Source organism: Streptomyces sp. NPDC055254, from assembly GCF_053606025.1.
Window position 1 is genome coordinate 31,572 of the sequence record NZ_JBSGQV010000021.1, and the last position, 17,607, is coordinate 49,178.

At 74.1% G+C, this 17,607-nt stretch carries 16 protein-coding genes; 7 read left to right on the forward strand and 9 right to left on the reverse strand.

The window, feature by feature from the left end:
* Window positions 1-174: 174 nt before the first annotated feature.
* Genes ACWFQ8_RS20575 through ACWFQ8_RS20585 form a run of 3 tightly spaced genes read right to left on the reverse strand, consistent with a single transcriptional unit; the run spans window position 175 to window position 3,348 of the window.
* Entirely contained in the window at window positions 175-1,068 is an 894-nt protein-coding gene (locus ACWFQ8_RS20575; RefSeq protein WP_453787687.1) for a heme ABC transporter ATP-binding protein, read from the reverse strand.
* On the reverse strand, window positions 1,059-2,321 hold the full coding sequence (locus ACWFQ8_RS20580) for a FecCD family ABC transporter permease (protein WP_453787688.1): 1,263 nt from the start codon (window positions 2,319-2,321) through the stop codon (window positions 1,059-1,061). The genes ACWFQ8_RS20575 and ACWFQ8_RS20580 overlap by 10 nt, the downstream gene beginning before the upstream one ends.
* A gap of 1 nt (window position 2,322) precedes the next feature.
* Window positions 2,323-3,348 carry a heme/hemin ABC transporter substrate-binding protein gene (locus ACWFQ8_RS20585; RefSeq protein WP_453787689.1) on the reverse strand — a complete coding sequence of 342 codons (1,026 nt, stop codon included), beginning with the start codon at window positions 3,346-3,348 and terminating at the stop codon, window positions 2,323-2,325.
* Window positions 3,349-3,463: 115 nt separating this feature from the next.
* On the opposite strand from ACWFQ8_RS20585, the gene ACWFQ8_RS20590 reads away from it, so the two are divergent.
* From ACWFQ8_RS20590 to ACWFQ8_RS20600, 3 genes are all read left to right on the forward strand, one after another.
* Window positions 3,464-5,092 (forward strand): HtaA domain-containing protein, encoded by a 1,629-nt coding sequence (locus ACWFQ8_RS20590; protein ID WP_453787690.1) that lies wholly within the window; start codon window positions 3,464-3,466, stop codon window positions 5,090-5,092.
* Between the two features lie 70 nt (window positions 5,093-5,162).
* The gene (locus ACWFQ8_RS20595) at window positions 5,163-6,629 is read left to right on the forward strand and encodes an HtaA domain-containing protein (protein WP_453787691.1); all 1,467 of its coding nucleotides are present in this window, start codon (window positions 5,163-5,165) and stop codon (window positions 6,627-6,629) included.
* A gap of 19 nt (window positions 6,630-6,648) precedes the next feature.
* Complete coding sequence (locus tag ACWFQ8_RS20600; protein ID WP_453787692.1) at window positions 6,649-7,308, forward strand: PhzF family phenazine biosynthesis protein; 660 nt, start codon at window positions 6,649-6,651, stop codon at window positions 7,306-7,308.
* Window positions 7,309-7,392: 84 nt separating this feature from the next.
* On the opposite strand, the gene ACWFQ8_RS20605 is transcribed toward ACWFQ8_RS20600, so the two are convergent.
* Window positions 7,393-8,040 carry a biliverdin-producing heme oxygenase gene (locus ACWFQ8_RS20605; protein ID WP_453787693.1) on the reverse strand — a complete coding sequence of 216 codons (648 nt, stop codon included), beginning with the start codon at window positions 8,038-8,040 and terminating at the stop codon, window positions 7,393-7,395.
* A gap of 175 nt (window positions 8,041-8,215) precedes the next feature.
* Complete coding sequence (gene map, locus ACWFQ8_RS20610; protein WP_453787694.1) at window positions 8,216-9,073, reverse strand: type I methionyl aminopeptidase; 858 nt, start codon at window positions 9,071-9,073, stop codon at window positions 8,216-8,218.
* 70 nt (window positions 9,074-9,143) lie between these two features.
* Between map and ACWFQ8_RS20615 the strand changes: the two genes are divergently transcribed.
* Window positions 9,144-9,380: a hypothetical protein gene (locus ACWFQ8_RS20615; RefSeq protein WP_453787695.1), complete on the forward strand. Its 237-nt coding sequence runs from the start codon at window positions 9,144-9,146 to the stop codon at window positions 9,378-9,380.
* Between the two features lie 41 nt (window positions 9,381-9,421).
* On the opposite strand, the gene ACWFQ8_RS20620 is transcribed toward ACWFQ8_RS20615, so the two are convergent.
* Complete coding sequence (locus ACWFQ8_RS20620; protein ID WP_453787696.1) at window positions 9,422-10,027, reverse strand: hypothetical protein; 606 nt, start codon at window positions 10,025-10,027, stop codon at window positions 9,422-9,424.
* Between the two features lie 194 nt (window positions 10,028-10,221).
* Between ACWFQ8_RS20620 and npdG the strand changes: the two genes are divergently transcribed.
* Both npdG and ACWFQ8_RS20630 read left to right on the forward strand, forming a co-directional pair.
* Complete coding sequence (gene npdG, locus ACWFQ8_RS20625; protein WP_453787697.1) at window positions 10,222-10,926, forward strand: NADPH-dependent F420 reductase; 705 nt, start codon at window positions 10,222-10,224, stop codon at window positions 10,924-10,926.
* 117 nt (window positions 10,927-11,043) lie between these two features.
* On the forward strand, window positions 11,044-11,235 hold the full coding sequence (locus ACWFQ8_RS20630; RefSeq protein WP_453787698.1) for a hypothetical protein: 192 nt from the start codon (window positions 11,044-11,046) through the stop codon (window positions 11,233-11,235).
* 26 nt (window positions 11,236-11,261) lie between these two features.
* Here ACWFQ8_RS20630 and ACWFQ8_RS20635 read toward each other — a convergent pair whose 3' ends face one another.
* Complete coding sequence (locus ACWFQ8_RS20635; protein ID WP_453787699.1) at window positions 11,262-12,056, reverse strand: site-2 protease family protein; 795 nt, start codon at window positions 12,054-12,056, stop codon at window positions 11,262-11,264.
* A 71-nt stretch (window positions 12,057-12,127) separates the two neighbouring features.
* On the opposite strand from ACWFQ8_RS20635, the gene ACWFQ8_RS20640 reads away from it, so the two are divergent.
* The gene (locus ACWFQ8_RS20640; protein WP_453787700.1) at window positions 12,128-15,610 is read left to right on the forward strand and encodes an AfsR/SARP family transcriptional regulator; all 3,483 of its coding nucleotides are present in this window, start codon (window positions 12,128-12,130) and stop codon (window positions 15,608-15,610) included.
* A gap of 64 nt (window positions 15,611-15,674) precedes the next feature.
* On the opposite strand, the gene ACWFQ8_RS20645 is transcribed toward ACWFQ8_RS20640, so the two are convergent.
* Both ACWFQ8_RS20645 and ACWFQ8_RS20650 read right to left on the reverse strand, forming a co-directional pair.
* A complete protein-coding gene (locus ACWFQ8_RS20645) occupies window positions 15,675-16,529 on the reverse strand; it encodes an ABC transporter permease (RefSeq protein WP_453787701.1) in 855 nt (284 codons plus the stop codon).
* Complete coding sequence (locus tag ACWFQ8_RS20650; protein ID WP_453787702.1) at window positions 16,526-17,548, reverse strand: ATP-binding cassette domain-containing protein; 1,023 nt, start codon at window positions 17,546-17,548, stop codon at window positions 16,526-16,528. The genes ACWFQ8_RS20645 and ACWFQ8_RS20650 overlap by 4 nt, the downstream gene beginning before the upstream one ends.
* Between the last annotated feature and the right edge of the window lie 59 nt (window positions 17,549-17,607).

Sequence of the window (17,607 nt, forward strand, 5' to 3'; positions counted from 1 at the left end):
GGCCCGGCACGACCGCCGTCGCGATGCCGAGCAGCACCCCGGCCGGCGGACCGAAGGAGCACGATCTCGTAGTCGCCCGCCTTGATCTCGGCGATGTCGGAGGCCTTCGTGCCGGAGCCGATGTGCTCGTGCTCGGTCACGATCCGGTCGTCCGGGAAGAAGGTCAACCAGAGGTCAAACCGGCCGTGTCGGGCGGTACGGCGGAACGCGCGCCGGGGAGCCCGCGGCCCGTACGGGCACCACCAGAGGGGTGCCGGTGCGCGGGTGCGGGAGCACTTCGACCGCCTGCCGGTAGACGCGGCTGAGCAGTGCGTCCTCGAACACCTCGGCGGGCGCCCCGGCGGCGGCGATCCGGCCGTCGTGCAGGACGGCGACCCGGTCCGCGTACGCGGCGGCCAGCCCGAGGTCGTGCAGGACGACGACCACCGCGTCGCCGGCCGAGGCCCGCTCCCGGCAGATGGCCAGCACGAGTTCCTGGTGGTGCAGGTCGAGGGCCGCGGTGGGCTCGTCGAGCAGCAGCAGCGGGGCCTGTTGGGCCAGTACGCGGGCCAGCGCGACCCGGCCCCGCTCGCCCCCGGACAGGGCGGAGAAGGGGCGCGCGGCGAACTGCGCGACCTCCGTCGCGGCCATGGCCGCGGCCACCGCCTCCTCGTCGCCGTCGGCGAACGGCGTACCGGCCCAGGGCGCGCGGCCCATCCGTACGACGTCCTGCACCGGGAAGGGAAAGGACAGCGCGGCCGACTGGGGGAGCACGGAGCGGCGCAGCGCGAGCTCGGGGGCGCTCCACGCGCCCACCGCGCGGCCGTCGATCCGGATCTCCCCGGACGCGGCCGGCAGGTCGGCGGCGAGCGCGGCCAGCAGCGTGGACTTGCCGGCGCCGTTCGGGCCGACCAGCGCCAGTACCTCCCCGGCACGGGCCCTCAGATCGATCCCGGAGAGCACCTCGCGGTGCCCGAGCCGGACATGGAGGTCCACCGTCTCGGCCAGGACGTCTCCCGGGGCGGGCCGGGCCGGGACGACGCGCCTCCTGCGGGCGAGCAGCCCGGTCAGCTTGCCGGTCATGCCCATCCCCCTTGCTTGCGGCGGGTGCGGCGCAGCAGCCAGAAGAAGAAGGGGCTGCCGAGCAGGGCGGTCAGCACCCCGAGCGGCAGCTCGGCGGGCTGGGCGAGGGTCCGCGCGGCCAGGTCGCCCGCGACCAGGACGACGGCGCCGGCGAGCGCGCTGCCCGGGACGAGGAAGCGGTGGCCGGGACCGTGGGCCATGCGCAGCAGATGCGGTACCAGGAGACCGATGAAGGTGATGACGCCGGCTACGGCGACGGCGGCGGCGGTGAGCAGCGCGACCACCAGGATGAGGGCGAGCCGTAGCCGTTCGACGTCGACGCCGAGATGGCGGGCGGGGCGTTCGCCGAGCGCGAGCAGGTCGAGCCGGCGGGCGTAGAAGGGGGCGACGAGCAGGCCGGCGAGCGCGCAGGGCAGGACGGCGAGGACCTTGGGCCAGGTCGCCTGGGCGAGGGAGCCGAGCTGCCAGAAGGTGATCTGGTTGACCTGACCGCTGTCCGCGAAGAAGACGAACAGGCCGATGAGGGCGCCCGCGAAGGCGTTGACGGCGATGCCGGTGAGGATGAGGGTGACGACTTCGGTCCGCCCGCCGTTGCGTGACAGCAGGTACACGGCGCTGACGGTGACCAGGCCCGCGGCGAACGCGCAGAAGGTGATCGTCCAATTGCCGAAGAAGCTGAGCCCGAGCGCGATGGCCGCGACCGCGCCGACGGCGGCGCCGGCCGAGATCCCGATGACGCCGGGTTCGGCGAGCGGATTGCCGAACACGCCCTGCATGAGCGCGCCGGCGCAGCCGAGGCCGGCGCCGACCAGCAGTGCGAGCACGACGCGGGGCAGCCGTACGTTCCACAGCACGCTCTCCCCGACCCGGTCGAGCGGGGCCCCGCCGAGTCCGGCGCGGTGCTGGACGGAGGCGAGGACGTCCCCGAGGGGGATGCGGTACGCGCCGATGCCCGCGGAGACCAGGGCGAGCAGGAGCAGCGCGGCGACGAGGGTGGCGGTGAGCAGCAGGGTGGTGCGGCTCCGCCGGCCCCCGGCGGTGGACCCGCCGGGGGCCGGCCGGTCGGCCGGGGCTGAGGCCGGGGCCGGGGCCGCGGTCGGGGCACGGGCTGCGGCCGGGGCTTGGGCTGCGACCGGGCCGGCCGCCGGGGCCGGGGTGGCCGGTTCAGCGGCCGACTCGCCGGTCCGGGACGGGGCTTCGGCTGTGTCGCGGACCGCGCCGGAGTCGGCCCGGCGCGGGGGGTCGTACGGAAGCGTCACCTCAGGCACCCCTGCCGTAGAGCTGGGTGACCAGCGAGGCCAGCACCTGGTCCGTGCGCGGGCCGTAGTTGAGCAGGACGCCGTCGTCGATGGCGACCACCCTGCGGTCCATGCCGGCCGGGGTCTGGGCCACGCCCGGGATCTTCACCAGGCCGTCGACGCCGCCGACCGATTCGAGTCCCTTCGACATGACGAGGATCGCGTCCGGCGCGGCGGTCGCCAGGGCCTCGCTGGTGATCGGGGTGAAGTCCTTGCCGAGACCGGACTCCTTGCCCGTGTCGAGCGCGCCGGCCGCCTCCAGCAGCGAGGCGGCGCCGGAGTCCGAGCCGCCCAGCAAGTAGACGGACGCGGTGCCCCGCAGGTAGAGGAAGGCCACCCGGGGCCGCTTGCCGGCCGCCGCCGGAACCCGGCCGCGCGCGGCGTCGATCCGCTCGGCGGTCCGCTCGTTCAGCCGGGCGCCGGCGTCCTTGACGCCGAGCGCGGCGGCGATCGCGTCGATCCGCTTCGGTACGTCGTCCAGCCCCTTGGCCGGGGCGACGACCAGGACGGGGACACCGGCGTCGCGGATCTGCTGCATTGCTTCCGCGGGGCCGCTGGTCGTCTCCGCCAGTACCAGCGTCGGGCGCAGCGAGAGCACGCTCTCCGCCGAGACGTCGTGGCCCCGGGTCACCACCGGCAGCTCGGCGGCCTGTTCGAAGGTGGTGGTGATGTCCCGGGCGACGACCTGCCCGCCCAGACCGAGGGTGTACACGATCTCGTTGAGGCTGCCGGTCAGCGGAACGACCCGCTCGGCCGAGGCGACGGTCACCTGCGCGCCGTCGGCCGAGGGCACGGTGACGGGCAGGGCGGGCGCGGGCGCCGGAGTCAGCGGTTCCACCCGGTCCGGGGCGGCCGGGGCGGAACGGGCGGGCGTGCCCTCGGGGGTGGCCGTACTCCCGCAACCCGTCGCGGTCAGAGCCAGGGCGACCAGGGCGGTCACGGCAAGACCGAGGCGGGGCAGGCGCGGTGGCGCGGCGGGCGTAGGCACGAAGGCACCGTCCTGGTCGTCCGACTGAGGTTCTGATGACCGAGGGGTTCCGTACTCGGCCGGGGTTAGTTTAGGTTAGCCTAACCTCGCTTGCTAGCCCCTGGAGGCGACCACCATGTCCGCAAGACCCGCCCGTGCGCTCGCAGTTGCCCTGCTGGCGGCCCTGCTGGGGGCGCTGCTCCCGGCGGCCGCCGCCCGGGCCGCCGAGCGCACCGTTCAGGGGGGTCGGCTCGACTGGGGCATCAAATCGTCGTTCCAGAGTTATGTCACGGGTCCCGTCGCGAAAGGCGGATTCACGCTGAACAGCGGAGCCGCCACCGTCGGCGGCAGCCTGTTCCGCTTCCACTCGGCGGCGGGCTCGTACGACCCGGACTCCGGTGCCTTCGACGCCTCGTTCTCCGGCGGGGTGACCTTTCGGGGCCACCAGAAGCCCGACGGTTCACACGACCTGGACATGACGATCAGTCGGCCCACCGTCAAGATCTCGGGCGGGGGCGGCACCCTGTACGTCGACGTCTCCAGCAAGGCCAAGGACAGCGGCGAGGTCACCAGCCGGTCCCGGGTGCCGTTCGCCACCCTCGGCCTCGGCGGCATCGAGATGAAGGGCGGCACCACCCCGATCGCCCTCACCAACGTCCCCGCCACCCTCACCGACCAGGGCGCCCAGGCCTTCGCCGGTTACTACGCCGCGGGCGCGCAGCTCGACAAGGTCTCGCTCTCGGCCGACGTCAGGGCGCCGGCCGCCGAGCAGTCCGCGCAGCCGGCCGAAACGCCGGGCGCGCAGCCGGGCCGGTCCGCCGGAATCCCGCAGCCGCAGGGCGCCTTCGCCGACGCCGCCGTCGACTGGGGCGTGCGCCGCACCTTCCGCGAGTACGTCACCGGCTCCGTCGGCCAGGGCCGGTGGACCCTCGCCGAGGGCGCCCAGGACGGCGGCGCGCTGTTCCGCTTCCCACGGGGCAAGGGGGCGTACGACGGCGAGAAGGGCACCCTCGACGCCGCGTTCGCCGGAACCGTCCGGTTCACCGGGGCGCACCTGGACCTGACGCTCGGCACGGTGGGCGTCAAGGTGGAGAACGGCAAGGGAGTGCTGTCCGCCGACGTCACGACGGGCGGCCGGACCAAGAACGCCGTCGCGCTGGTCGAGTTCGACGCGAAGGGCCTGAAGGCCGAGGGCGGGCTCGTCACGCTCACCGAGGCGCCGGCCGTTTTGACCGAGGGCGGCTCGCAGGCCTTCAACTCCCTGTACAAGGCGGGCACCGAGATGGACCCCGTCTCGCTGGCGGTCGCCCTGGACACCACCGCCCAACTGCCGGCCCTGCCCGACCTGGGCTCCACGGCCCCGCCCGCCGAGGCGGCCCCGTCCGCCGCACCCGCGCCGGCTCCGGCCGCCGCCGCGAAGGCGCAGAAGTCCTCGAACACCGGGCTGTACGTCGCCCTGGCCGCGGCCGTACTGGTCCTGGCCGCCGGAGCCGCCTTCCTCGCCCTGCGCAAGCGCCGCACGGCGGCGCCCGGCACGACGCCGGCCCCCGGCACCCCGACCGCCGCGGGCACGGCCCCGGCCGCCCGCCCGGCCGACGCCGGTACGGGCTCCGATTCCGGTACGCCGGATGCCGGCGCCGGTACGCCGGGTGCCCGTGCCGCCGGCGCCTCCGCGGGCGGTGCCACGAACCCCGGCGCGGCGGGGGGTGCCGAGGGCGCCCGGACCCCGCCCGCGCCCGCACCCCGGGACCCGGACGCGCCGTAGCACGACCGCACCGCACCGCGCCGCCGCCCCACCAGCCCTTCCCCTTCCCCCGTTTCCCAGGAGCTCCGCCATGCCGTCCGCTCGCCGCCGCCCCGTCGCCCTCGCGGCCGCCGTCTTCACGGCCGCCGCGCTCGGCGCCACCGCCTTCGTCCTCCCCGCCACCGCGGCGATCGCACCGGCCGCGGTGAACGCCGGCCCGACCGCGCCGATGAAGATCACCGGGGGCTCCCTCGACTGGGGCATCCTCGCCGACTACCGCGCGTACGTGCTGAACACGGCCCACGGCAGCATCACCGTCGCGGACGGCGCCCGGCAGAACGCCGACGGCACCCTGCGCCTCGGCGAGCCCGTCGGCCAGTACGAGCCGGCCGCCGGCCACGTCGTGAAGGCCGCCTTCAAGGGCAGCGTCACCTTCGCCTCCCCCGCACCGCCGGCCGGACACGGCTTCGAGGTCAAGCTCTCGGACTTCCGGGTGGACACCGGAACGAAGAAGATCACCGCCGACGTCACCAAGGGCGGCGCGACGACCCAGGACGTCCCGCTGGCCACCGCGGCCTTCGGGGGCCGGACGATGGAGAACCTCGCCACCACCCTCACCCAGGAGGCGGCGGACTCGCTCGGTTCCCCGCGCTACAAGGACCTGCCCGGTGACCCGCTCACCGTGAAGCTGGAGTTCGAGCAGCCGCCGACCCCGACGGCCACCCCGACGCCGACGGCCACGCCGACCGCGCCCAGCACGCCGACCACGACGCCGACCCCCACCGCCACCGTCACGCCGACGAGGCCCGCGCCCACCACCGCGAGGCCCACCGCTCCGGCCGACGGCGCGCAGCAGGTCCTCGCCGCCAAGCTGACCTGGGGCCTGAAGGAGTCCTTCCGCAGGTACGTCCTGGCCGGCGGCACCGTCACCCCGTCCGGCGGCGCCGCCAAGCACGGCGATCTCTACGACTTCGCGCTCGGCAAGGGCGAGCTCGACGCCGCCCGGCAGAAGCTGAACGTCTCCTTCGCGGGCGCCCTGCGCTTCCAGTACCCGGCTCACACCGTCGACATGGGCTTCGGCAACCTCCGCCTCGACGCCACCGGCAGGACCGGCACCCTGTACGTCGACGTCACGAACGCCGCCGGCACCAAGGCGGGCGTCCCCTTCGCCACGCTCGACCTGTCGAAGACCGACTACCGGACCAAGAACGGTGTCCTGGCGCTCGACGCCGTCCCGGCGGTCTTCACCGCCGAGGGCGCGGCCAGTTTCGCGAACGGCACCACCGGCTCCATGTACAAGGCGGGCGACGCCATCGATCCGGTCACCTTCTCGGTGGCCGTGGACAAGGACGCCACCCTCCCGACCACGGGCAGTACCACCGGCACCACGGGCGGTACCACCGGCGGTACGGCGGGCGGCGGCAGCGTCGGCGGCAACCTCGCCGCCACCGGTGCGGAGATCCCGGCCGGCCCCCTGCTCGCCGCCTCCGGCGCGGTCGTCGCCGCAGGTGCGGGCGCGGTGTTCCTCGCGCGCCGCCGTCGCGCCGGCCAGAACTGAGCCGTGCTTCAATGCCCGCGTGAACGATCTCGATGTCCTGAAGGTCTTCTGCGCGGGCGACGGCAGCCACGGCAACCTCCTCGGTGTCGTGCGCGACGGCCGGACCTGCCCCGACGACGCGTCGCGGCAGGCCCTGGCCGCCGAACTCGGTTACAGCGAGACCGTGTTCGTCGACGATCCCGAGCGCGGGATCGTCGACATCCGCACCCCCGGCACGCGGATGTCCTTCGCGGGGCACCCGCTGGTCGGGGTCGCGTGGCTGCTGGACATCGAGCAGCTCCAGCCCCCGGCGGGATCCGTATGGGCGCGCGACGACGGGGAGTTCACCTGGATCACCGGCCGCCCCGACTGGGTCGAGGGCAAGCGCACCGAGCAGTACGCGAGCGCCGCGGAGGTCGAGGCGCTGCCCGCCCCGCCGCCCGGCGAGGGCTGGCTCTACGCCTGGGCCTGGGAGGACGAGACCGCCGGCCGGGTACGCGCCCGGGGCTTCCCGCGGCGCCCGGACGGGATCGTCGTGGAGGACGAGGCCACCGGCTCGGCGGCGATGCTGCTGACGGTCCAGCTGAACCGCGCCCTGAACATCATCCAGGGCGAGGGCTCGCAGATCCTCACGGCCCCGGGCCCCGACGGCACCGTGGAGATCGGCGGCCGCGTCCGCTTCGCCCGCCGCCCGCTCTAGCCCGGCGGACGCCGCATGGGCCGGTCCGGTGCGCACGCACCGGCCCGGCCCATGCGGCGTGTCGTGCGAGCGACCCCGCGGGGGCTACGCGCTGAGGCGGAACTGCTCGCCCAGCTCGCGGAAGACCGCGCCGTTGAAGTCGAAGGCGCGCTTGCACTCGTCGACGATGCGCTGCTTCTCCAGGTCGTCCGCCGCGATGGCGTCCAGCAGCTCGCGGTAGGTCCGCTTGAAGGCCGCCGGGTTGGGAATCTCCGCGAAGACGTAGAAGCGGACGCCGTCGCCCTTGCGCTCGAAGCCCCAGGTGCGTTCGGCCTTGTCCCGGATGATCTGGCCGCCGGAGAGGTCGCCCAGGTAACGGGTGTAGTGGTGGGCGACGTACCCGCCCGGCCACTCGGCCGCGCACTGGGCCACCCGGGCCGCGTACGCCTCGGTGGCGGGCAGCGCGGCGACCGACTCGCGCCAGTCGGGGCCCAGCAGGTGCGCGAGGTCGCGCTCGATCTCCGCGACGCGCATCAGCTCGGGCCGGATGAACGGTCCGGCCACCGGGTCGTTACCGAGGGACTCGGCCGCGTCCTCCAGGGCCCGGTACACGAACCACAGCTGCTCGGTGTAGCGGGTGTAGGCGTTCACGCCGAGCCGTCCGCCCAGCAGGTCGCTCATGAAGGTCGACGTCTCGGCCTCGGTGTGCTGCTCGTGCGACGCGACGCGGATGACCGTAGAGAAGGCGTCCAAGACGGACCTCCAGGAAGGGGAATCAGGCGCGGCGGAGTACCGCCACGCCCGATCTTCCTACTTAGGTTTGCCTAAGTCAATGCGTTCCCGACGTCCTGTCGGTAAATAACCCGCACCGAACGCGACCCCGCGGCCACACGGCGTACGGCCGCGCGGCCCCGGCGCCGGATCGGCCTCACGGCAGGGTGAGGATGTCCGCCCCGGTGTCGGTCACGACCAGCGTGTGCTCGAACTGCGCCGTGCGCTTGCGGTCCTTGGTCACGACCGTCCAGCCGTCCTCCCACATGTCGTACTCGTGGGTGCCCAGGGTCAGCATCGGTTCGATGGTGAAGGTCATCCCGGGCTCGATGACGGTGGTGGCGTGCGGGCTGTCGTAGTGCGGGACGATCAGGCCGGAGTGGAAGGACGAGTTGATGCCGTGGCCGGTGAAGTCGCGGACCACGCCGTAGCCGAAGCGCTTGGCGTACGACTCGATGACGCGGCCGATGATGTTGATCTGACGGCCCGGCTTGACGGCCTTGACGGCCCGGTTGAGCGCCTCGCGCGTCCGCTCCACCAGCAGCCGCGACTCCTCGTCCACCTCCCCGCACAGGTAGGTGGCGTTGTTGTCGCCGTGCACCCCGCCGATGTACGCGGTCACGTCGAGGTTCACGATGTCGCCGTCCCGCAGGACGGTGGAGTCGGGGATGCCGTGACAGATGACCTCGTTGACGGAGGAGCAGAGGGACTTGGGGTAACCCCGGTATCCGAGCGTCGAGGGATAGGCCCCGTGATCGCACATGTACTCGTGGGCGACCCGGTCCAGCTCGTCGGTGGTCACCCCCGGCGCGATCAGCTTGGCGGCCTCTTCCATCGCCTGGGCGGCGATCCGGCCGGCGATGCGCATGGCTTCGATGGTCTCGGCCGACTGCACCTCCGGTCCGGTGTACGGAGTGGGCGCGGGCTTGCCCACGTACTCGGGCCGGCGGATGTTTCCGGGAACGGAACGGGCGGGAGAAAGCTCGCCTGGTACGAGCAGCGACTGGCCAGACATGCAAGCGAGTGTATCCAGCGGGGATGGGGCAGGCTGGCGGCAGAAGCGGTATCGAGAGGAGCCCGACAGGATGGCCCTGTTCAAGAAGCGCCAGGTGGGCAAACCGGGCGAGTGGTACTACTGCCTGGTCCACAACAAGGTCGAGGAAGGCCCCGAGTGCCCGGCCAAGGACCGGTTCGGCCCCTACGGGAGCCCGGAGGAGGCGAGCCGCGCCATGGAGACGGCGCAGGAGCGCAACCTCGAATGGCAGAACGACCCCCAGTGGAACGACACGACGCGCGAGGGGGGCGAGGGCACGACGTCCTGACGGACGGGGCCGTTTCCTCCGTCGTCGACGGCAGCCCCCACCTACCAGCGGCCCGGCGGCGGCGCGGTCAGCTGATCGACCAGAAGGGCCAGCCGGTCCCGGAAGCGGCGGGGCCCGCGCTGCGCCGGCAGGCCGTTCTCCCCGGCCGCCGCGCTGACCAGGTGCTGCACGGTGTCCAGGTCCAGCTCGGCGGTGCCCCGCGCCACCGACAGGGCCTCGTGCGCGAGGGCGCCCAGATCCCGGTCCCCGCCGTCCAGGGACAGTACGGTCGCCCCCGCGCGCCGGGCGTCGTGCACGCGCTCCAACAGCCCCGCGTCCGGCGCCTGCGGAGCCACCACCAGCACGGTGTGCCCGCGCCGGGCCGCCTCCAGCCGGGTCAGCCCGACCGACAGGTGCGGCGGCTCCCCGGCCCGTACGCGGTGCCGCACGAGGGTGGGCGCCAGCTCCGGCAGCCCCGACCAGGCGGCCTCGTCCACCAAGTGTGCCGCCAGGTGCCAGGGCTCGTACCGCTCGGTCCCCACCAGCAGCAGGTTCCCGCCGGCCGGTACGACGGCACGGCGCAGCGAGCCGGCGAAACCGCGCGCCGCGCCCGGCCACTGCGTACCGGCGAGCACCTCGCGCAACAGGGCGACCCTCACGGCATCCATATCGGCATCCTGCACCATGGAAGGGACATACGGGGGCGGTTCCCCGCGGCGCCGCCCGGCGTGCCCGACGGCGCCGCCCGGCCCCGGTTCCCGGGGAGCACGCGCCCTCCGCCGGGCCCCCGGACGGGCCGGTGGACGCGGAAGACACCCGGCGGCCGTTCGACTCCGCGGATCCCGCCGATACCCTCGCCCCCATGACTTCCTCAGACAGCACGCAGAAGCCGCCGGCCAAGGACCCGTGGGACCTGCCCGACGTCTCCGGCCTCGTCGTCGGCGTCCTCGGCGGCACCGGCGACCAGGGCCGCGGCCTCGCCTACCGGCTCGCCCGCGCCGGACAGAAGGTGATCATCGGCTCCCGCGCCGCCGACCGCGCGCGGACCGCCGCCGAGGAACTGGGCCTGGGCGTCGAGGGCGCGGACAACGCCGAATGCGCGCGCCGCAGCGACATCGTCATCATCGCCGTGCCGTGGGAGGGCCACGCCAAGACCCTCGAAGCGCTGCGCGAGGACCTCGCGGGCAAGCTCGTGGTGGACTGCGTCAACCCGCTCGGCTTCGACAAGCAGGGCGCGTACGCCCTCCAGGTCGAGGAGGGCAGCGCGGCGCAGCAGGCCGCGGCCCTGCTCCCGGACTCCCGGGTCACGGCGGCCTTCCACCACCTCTCGGCGGTGTTGCTCCAGGACGGGACGGTCGACGAGATCGACACCGACGTCATGGTCCTCGGCGAATCCCGTGCGGACACCGACCTGGTCCAGGCCCTGGCCGCCCGCATCCCGGGCATGCGCGGCGTCTTCGCCGGCCGCCTGCGCAACGCCCACCAGGTCGAGTCCCTCGTCGCCAACCTCATCTCCACCAACCGCCGCTACAAGGCCCACGCGGGTCTGCGCATCACGGACCTCTGACCCGCCGCCCGCCGCCCCCGCGCCGCGGGAGCGCGGGCTCCTTACGGCAGTACTGCGGGGCATGGGGGACACTGGAGGGGCTCGGCCCCGTTCAGTGTTTTTCGAGGAGCTCTCCCCATGCCCCGCCTTGCCGTCTTCGCCGTTGTCGTGTGCGTCCTCGCCGTGGCCGCGGCCGTCGTCGCCTTCGTGGAGGGCAGCTTCCTCGGGATCGTCTGGGTGCTGCTGGCCGGCCTCACGTCCAACATGGCCTGGTACTTCGTGCGCAAGGCGAAGGCCGAGAAGGCCGCCGCCGGGTCGCGCGCCGTTTAGGCCGTCGGGGCGGGCCCGGGCGGCGGTCACTCGGTCGCGCAGAGGCCCTCGGCGTCCTGCCAGAAGCGGTAGAGGTCGCGCCCGCAGTACGTCTCCAGGTCCCCCACGCCCAGCGCCGACAGGATGTCGCGCACCACGTCGAAGAAGAAGCCGTTGATCTCCGGGATCCACAGCAGCGCGAACACGGCGAGCAGCCCGAACGGCGCCAGCGGCGCCACCTCGCGGCGCACCCGGTGCGACAGCCAGGGCTCGATCACCCCGTAGCCGTCCAGGCCCGGCACCGGCAGGAAGTTCAGGATCGCCGCCGAGACCTGGAGCAGGGCGAGGAAGGCGAGCGCGTAGCGGAAGGCCCGCGGCACGCCGTCGAGGGCGTCCAGCCAGAACGGGGCGGTGCAGACGAGCGCGAAGGCCACGTTCGTCAGCGGGCCGGCCGCCGAGATCAGGCTGTGCCTCCAGCGTCCCCGGATCCGGTCGCGCTCGATGTACACCGCGCCGCCGGGCAGGCCGATCCCGCCCAGGATCACGAAGACCACCGGCAGCACGATGCTGAGCAGGGCATGGGTGTACTTGAGCGGATTCAGCGTCAGGTAGCCCTTGGCGCCGACCGACAGGTCGCCGCTGTGCAGGGCGGTGCGGGCGTGCGCGTACTCGTGCAGGCACAGCGACACGATCCACGCCGACGTCACGAAGAGGAACACGGCGAGCCCGGTGCTCGTCGCGTACCCCGTCCACACGGCCCAGCCCGTGACCGCCATGACCGCGGCGATCCCCAGGAACACCGCACTGATCCGCCGCTCGCCGCGCCCACCCTGATGACCCATGCGGCGAACCTATCCCGGGGGCGGGCGGAAATGGGTTCGGGTCCGGGGACCGGTCCGGCGACAATGGGCCGGTGCGTTACACGATCCTCGGCACCACCCAGGCCATCCGGGACGACGGGACCCCCGTCGCCGTCGGCGGAGCACGCCTGCGGGCACTGCTGACGGCGCTCGCGCTGCGGCCGGGGCGGGCGGTGCCCGTGGAACTGCTGGCCGCCGACGTGTGGCACGCCGACGCCCCCGCCGACGCGCCGGCCGCCCTCCAGGCGCTCGTCGCACGACTGCGGCGGGCCCTGGGCCGCGAGGCCGTACGCTCCGCCGCGGGTGGCGGATACCTGCTGGTCGCCGAGCGCGAGGACGTGGACCTGTACCGCTTCGAGCGGCTGGCCCGCGCCGGTGGCGAGGCGCTCGCCGAGGGGGACCCGGCCAAAGCCACCGCCCTGTACGACGACGCCCTCGCCCTGTGGCACGGGCCCGCCCTGGCGGACCTCCCCGACCCGGCGGCCGAGGCCGCGCGCTGGGAGGCGGTACGGACGGACGCGCGCCGGGGCCGGCTCGCCGCGGCCCTCGCCCTGGGCGAGGCGGAGCGGGCCCTGCCGGAGCTGGCCGCCCTCTGCGCGCGGCAGCCGCTGGACGAGTCCTTGCAGGCCCTGCGCATCCGGGCGCTGCGCGACGCGGGCCGCCCGGCTCAGGCGCTGGCCGTGTACGAGACCGTCCGCCGGGACCTCGCCGCCCGGCTCGGCGCCGATCCCGGTCCCGCCCTGCGCGCCCTGCACGGGGAACTCCTCTCCCCGTCCGCAGGCGCGCCCGCCTCCGCGGCGGACCCCGCCGCACCCTCGGAGGAGACCCGCGCGGCCGGTGCGGTCGGCGCCGCCGTCCCCGTACCGCCCGGACAGGGCGACGCCGGCGCGCGGGGCAACCTGAGGGCCCGGCTGACCACCTTCGTCGGGCGCGAGGACGACATCCGCGCCATCGGCGAGGACCTCGCGCGGGCCCGGCTCGTGACCCTGCTCGGGCCCGGCGGAGCCGGCAAGACGCGGCTGTCGCAGGAGGCCGCCGAGGCGCACGCAGGGACCGCCTGGCCCGACGGCGTGTGGCTCGTCGAGCTCGCCCCCGTGGACGACCCCGAGGACGTCGCCGAGGCGGCACTCGCCGCCCTCGGCGCGCGGGAGACCAAGCTGCGCGGCGCCTCCGCCGAGGAGATGCGGGCGCTGACCGACCGGACCGGGGACACCTCCCTCGACCGCCTCGCCGAGCACTGCGCCCGGCGCAGGCTCCTGCTGCTGCTCGACAACTGCGAGCACGTCATCGGCGCGGCGGCCGAGCTGGCGGAGCGGCTGCTGACCCGGTGCCCGGGGGTGCGGATCCTCGCGACGAGCCGGGAGCCGTTGGGCGTGCCGGGGGAGTCGTTGCGCCCGGTGGAGCCGCTGCCGGACCCGGTGGCGCTGCGGCTGCTCGGGGACCGCGGCGCGGCGGCGCGGCCGGGGTTCAGTACGGCGCAGGATCCCGCGGCCGCCGCCGAGATCTGCCGGCGGCTGGACGGTCTGCCGCTGGCCATCGAACTGGCCGCCGCCCGGCTGCGGTTGCTGACGCCGCGGCAGATCGCGGACCGGCTGGACGACCGCTTCCGGCTGCTGACGAGCGGAGCCCGGACCGTGCTGCCCCGCCAGCAGACGCTGCGCGCCGTCGTCGACTGGTCCTGGGACCTCCTCGACGCGAACGAGCGCACGGTGCTGCGCCGCCTGTCCGTCTTCGCCGGCGGCTGCGACCTCGCCGCCGCCGAGGCGGTGTGCGCGGACACCCCGCCGGGCGGCATGCCGCCGGCGGGCACCTCGCCCGCGGACCCCGGCCCCGGCGCCGGTCCCGTCCCCGAAGGCGAGCCCGCCGAGCAGCACACCGACCCGCGGGGCCGGCCCACCGGGCTCGGTGTCCCCGACGTCGCGGCCGTCCTCGGCTCCCTCGTCGACAAGTCCCTGGTCCTCGCCGAACCGGCCCCCGACGACACCGGCATGCGCTACCGCACGCTGGAGACCGTCGGGGAGTACGCCGCCGAGCGCCTCGCCGAGGCGGGCGGCGACCGGGAGGGCACCGAGCGCCGCCACCTCGTGCACTACCGCGAACTCGCCCGCACCACCGAGCCCCTGCTGCGCGGACACCAGCAGCGCGCGGCCGCCGTCCGGATCGCCACCGAGTACGAGAACCTCCGTACCGCCCTGCGCCGGGCCGTCGCGTTCCGCGAGGTCGGCGAGGTGCTGTGCCTCGTCCACTCCCTGGCCTGGTACTGGCACATGCACGACCTGCGCACCGAGTCCCGGCACTGGTCCGACGCCGCCGCCGCCCTCGGCCCCGACCCCTTCGCGCCGCCCGTCGCCCCCGCGCGGCCCGTCCACGAGCGGATCGTCGACACCCCGCCGCCCTACAGCGGCGAGCTGCTCACCGACGGCTGGCGCGGCATCCAGATGCTCAAGCTCGCCTCGCGCGACCAGAACAGCGCCGACTGGAGCACCCCCGAGATCCGCGCCCGGATCGACCGGGTGATCGCCGCCTACCGCCCCGGACTCCCGCAGACCTGCCGGACCCCGGGCAGCCTGTGGATCTACGCCGTGATGATCGCAGGCGACGCCGGGATGCTCCAGCGCGTGGTCGACGAGACCGTCGCCACCGCCCGCGCGCTCGGCTACCGCTGGGAGCTGGCCTCCGCCCTCCAGCTCCGCGCCAACGTCCTCGCCAACCGCGCCGACTGGGCCGGCGACGCCTCCCGCGACGCCGAGGAGAGCCTGGCCCTGTTCCGCGAGCTCGGTGACGACTGGGGCTGCGCCGAGGCCCTCTCCGCCCGCGCCGAGGCCCGGGAGAAGCGTGGCGAGTACGCCAGGGCCGCCGGGGACTTCCGCGAGGCGATCGAGCACGCCGAACGCCTCGGCGCGCAGGCGCAGGTGACGGTGCTCCGGGTGCGGATGGCCGGCACCCTCGTCGAGCACGGCGAGATCGAGGAGGCCGAGGGGATCCTCACCGGCATCCTCGGCGAGGTGCGGCAGTACGGCAACGAGGCCGTGCCCGCCGCCCGCATGTTCCTCGCGGGCATCCTCGGCCGCACCGGGCGGTTCCCCGAGGCCCGGGCCCAGATCAAGGCCCTCCGCGAGGAGTTCGCCTTCGGCGCGTACGCCGTCTTCGACGTGTTCCTGCTCGCCATGCTGGCCTGGCTCGACAACCAGCAGGGCCGGTACGAGGAGGCGCTGGCGCGGATCCGCACCGGCGTCGCCAGGGCCCAGGACCCGATGGCCGTGATGGTCGCCCCGCAGCTGCCCGCGGTGTTCCTGCTGACGGCGGCCGTGGCCCTGGTCCCGCCCGACGGCCCGGGCCGTCCGTACGACGCCGCGCGGCTGCTCGGCGCCTACCGGGCCCACCTGCCGCCCGGGCACTTCCAGGTCAGCACGGAACGCGCCGACGCCGCCCTGGCCGAGCGGCTGGCGCGGGCGGCGCTGGGCGACGCCGGATACGAGGCGGCGTACGCCGAGGGCGGCGGCCTCACCCTGGAGGAGGCCACCGCCCTGGTCTGATCCGGCACCCGCCGGGGGTCCGTCCGGGACGCGATCCGAACGGACCGATCCGACGCGGCCCGGATCAGGTCTTCTGACGGAACTTGCGGACCGCGAGCGGCATGGTGACCGCCGTGATGACCAGCGACCAGAGCAGCGTCATCCACACCGAGTCGCCGATCGGAGTGCCGTTGATCAGGGCGCGGGCGGCGTCGGCCAGGTTGGACAGCGGGTTGTAGTCGGTGAAGGACTGCAGCCAGCCCGGCATCGTGGACGGCGGGGCGAAGATCGAGCTGCCGAACTGCAGCGGCATCAGGACGAGCATCGCCATGCCCTGGACGGCCTGCGCGGTCTTCATGGTCAGACCGAGCAGGATGAAGATCCACATCAGCGAGGCGCCGAAGACGGCGGACAGGCCGATGGCGAGGAACAGGTCCAGCACCGAACTCTTGATCGACAGGCCGAGGATGAAGCCCACCGTGAGCAGGATCGCGATGGCGACCATCATCCGGCCGATCTCGACGACGATCTTGGCGAGGAGCACGGAGGACCTGGCGATCGGCATGGACCGGAAGCGGTCCATCACGCCCTTCTTGAAGTCGTCGTTGACCCCGGTGCCGACGGCCATCGCGATGTTCATGCCCATCATGGCCATCAGGCCGGGCACCACGTAGTTGACGTAGTCGCTCTGGTTCCCCTGGCCGGAGATCGCGCCGCCGAAGACGAACACGAACAGCAGCGTGAAGATGATCGGCATGAACAGGACGTCGAACATCGACTCCGGGTCCTGCTTGATCTGCAGGGCGTTGCGGCGCACCAGGGCGCCGATGTGCCGCAGGTTGGCCCGCAGGCCGATCCGGCCCTCGCCGGACTGCCGCGCCGACTCCGCGGCCGGGCCGGGAGCGGTCGGAGCGGGCTTCGTCGTGGTTACGGTGCTCATGCCGCGACCTCCTCGGTCTGGTCGGCGGGGACGGAGTCCTCGGCGGAGGCGGGCTTCTGCCCGGTGATGGACAGGAACACCTCGTCGAGGCTGGGCAGGTAGGTGCCGAGATCGGCGATCGCGTACCCGCGGGCGGCCAGCAGGCCCACCACGGCGGTCAGCTGCTCGTCGCTCAGGATGGGGACCAGCAGCACGCCCTCGTCGGGCACGGCCTGGGAGCCGGCCACGCCGTCCAGGCCGGCCTCGGCCAGCGAGCGGGCCATGCCCGGCAGGTCGGAGGCGGCCACCGGGCGGATCCTCAGGGTGCGGCCGCCGACGCGGGCCTTCAGCTCGTCGACCTTGCCGCTGGCGATGACCTTGCCGCGGTCGATGACCGTGAGCTCGCCGGCGAGCTGCTCGGCCTCCTCCATGTACTGGGTGGTGAGGAGCACGGTGGCGCCCTCGGCGACCAGCCGCTGGACCTCGTCCCACACCTCGTTGCGGGTGCGGGGGTCGAGGCCCGTGGTCGGCTCGTCCAGGTAGAGGACGGCCGGGTTGCCGATCAGCGAGGCGGCGAGGTCGAGTCGCCGGCGCATGCCGCCGGAGTAGTTCATGGCGGCCTTCTTGGCCGCCTCGGTCAGCGAGAACCGCTCCAGCATCTCGTCCGCGCGGCGGCGGGCGTCCTTGCGGGAGAGGTCGAGCAGCCGGCCGATCATGTAGAGGTTCTCCCAGCCGGAGAGCTTCTCGTCGACCGAGGCGTACTGACCGGTGAGGCCGATGGTCCGGCGCAGCTGCCGGGGCTGGCGGACCACGTCGTAGCCCGCGACCCGGGCGGTGCCGGCGTCCGGGACGATCAGGGTGGAGAGGCAGCGCACCAGAGTGGTCTTGCCGGCGCCGTTGGGCCCCAGGACCCCGAGGACCGTGCCCTCGCGGACGTCGAGGTCGACGCCGTCGAGGGCCTTGGTCTCGCCGTAGTGCTTGACCAGCCCCCGTACTTCTACGGCGTTGGGGTTCTTGTCGTTTCGCGTCATGCCCACCATGGGACCATCCGCCACTGACAAACGACCGACAGTCCACCTACATCCAGCGGACGAGCGGC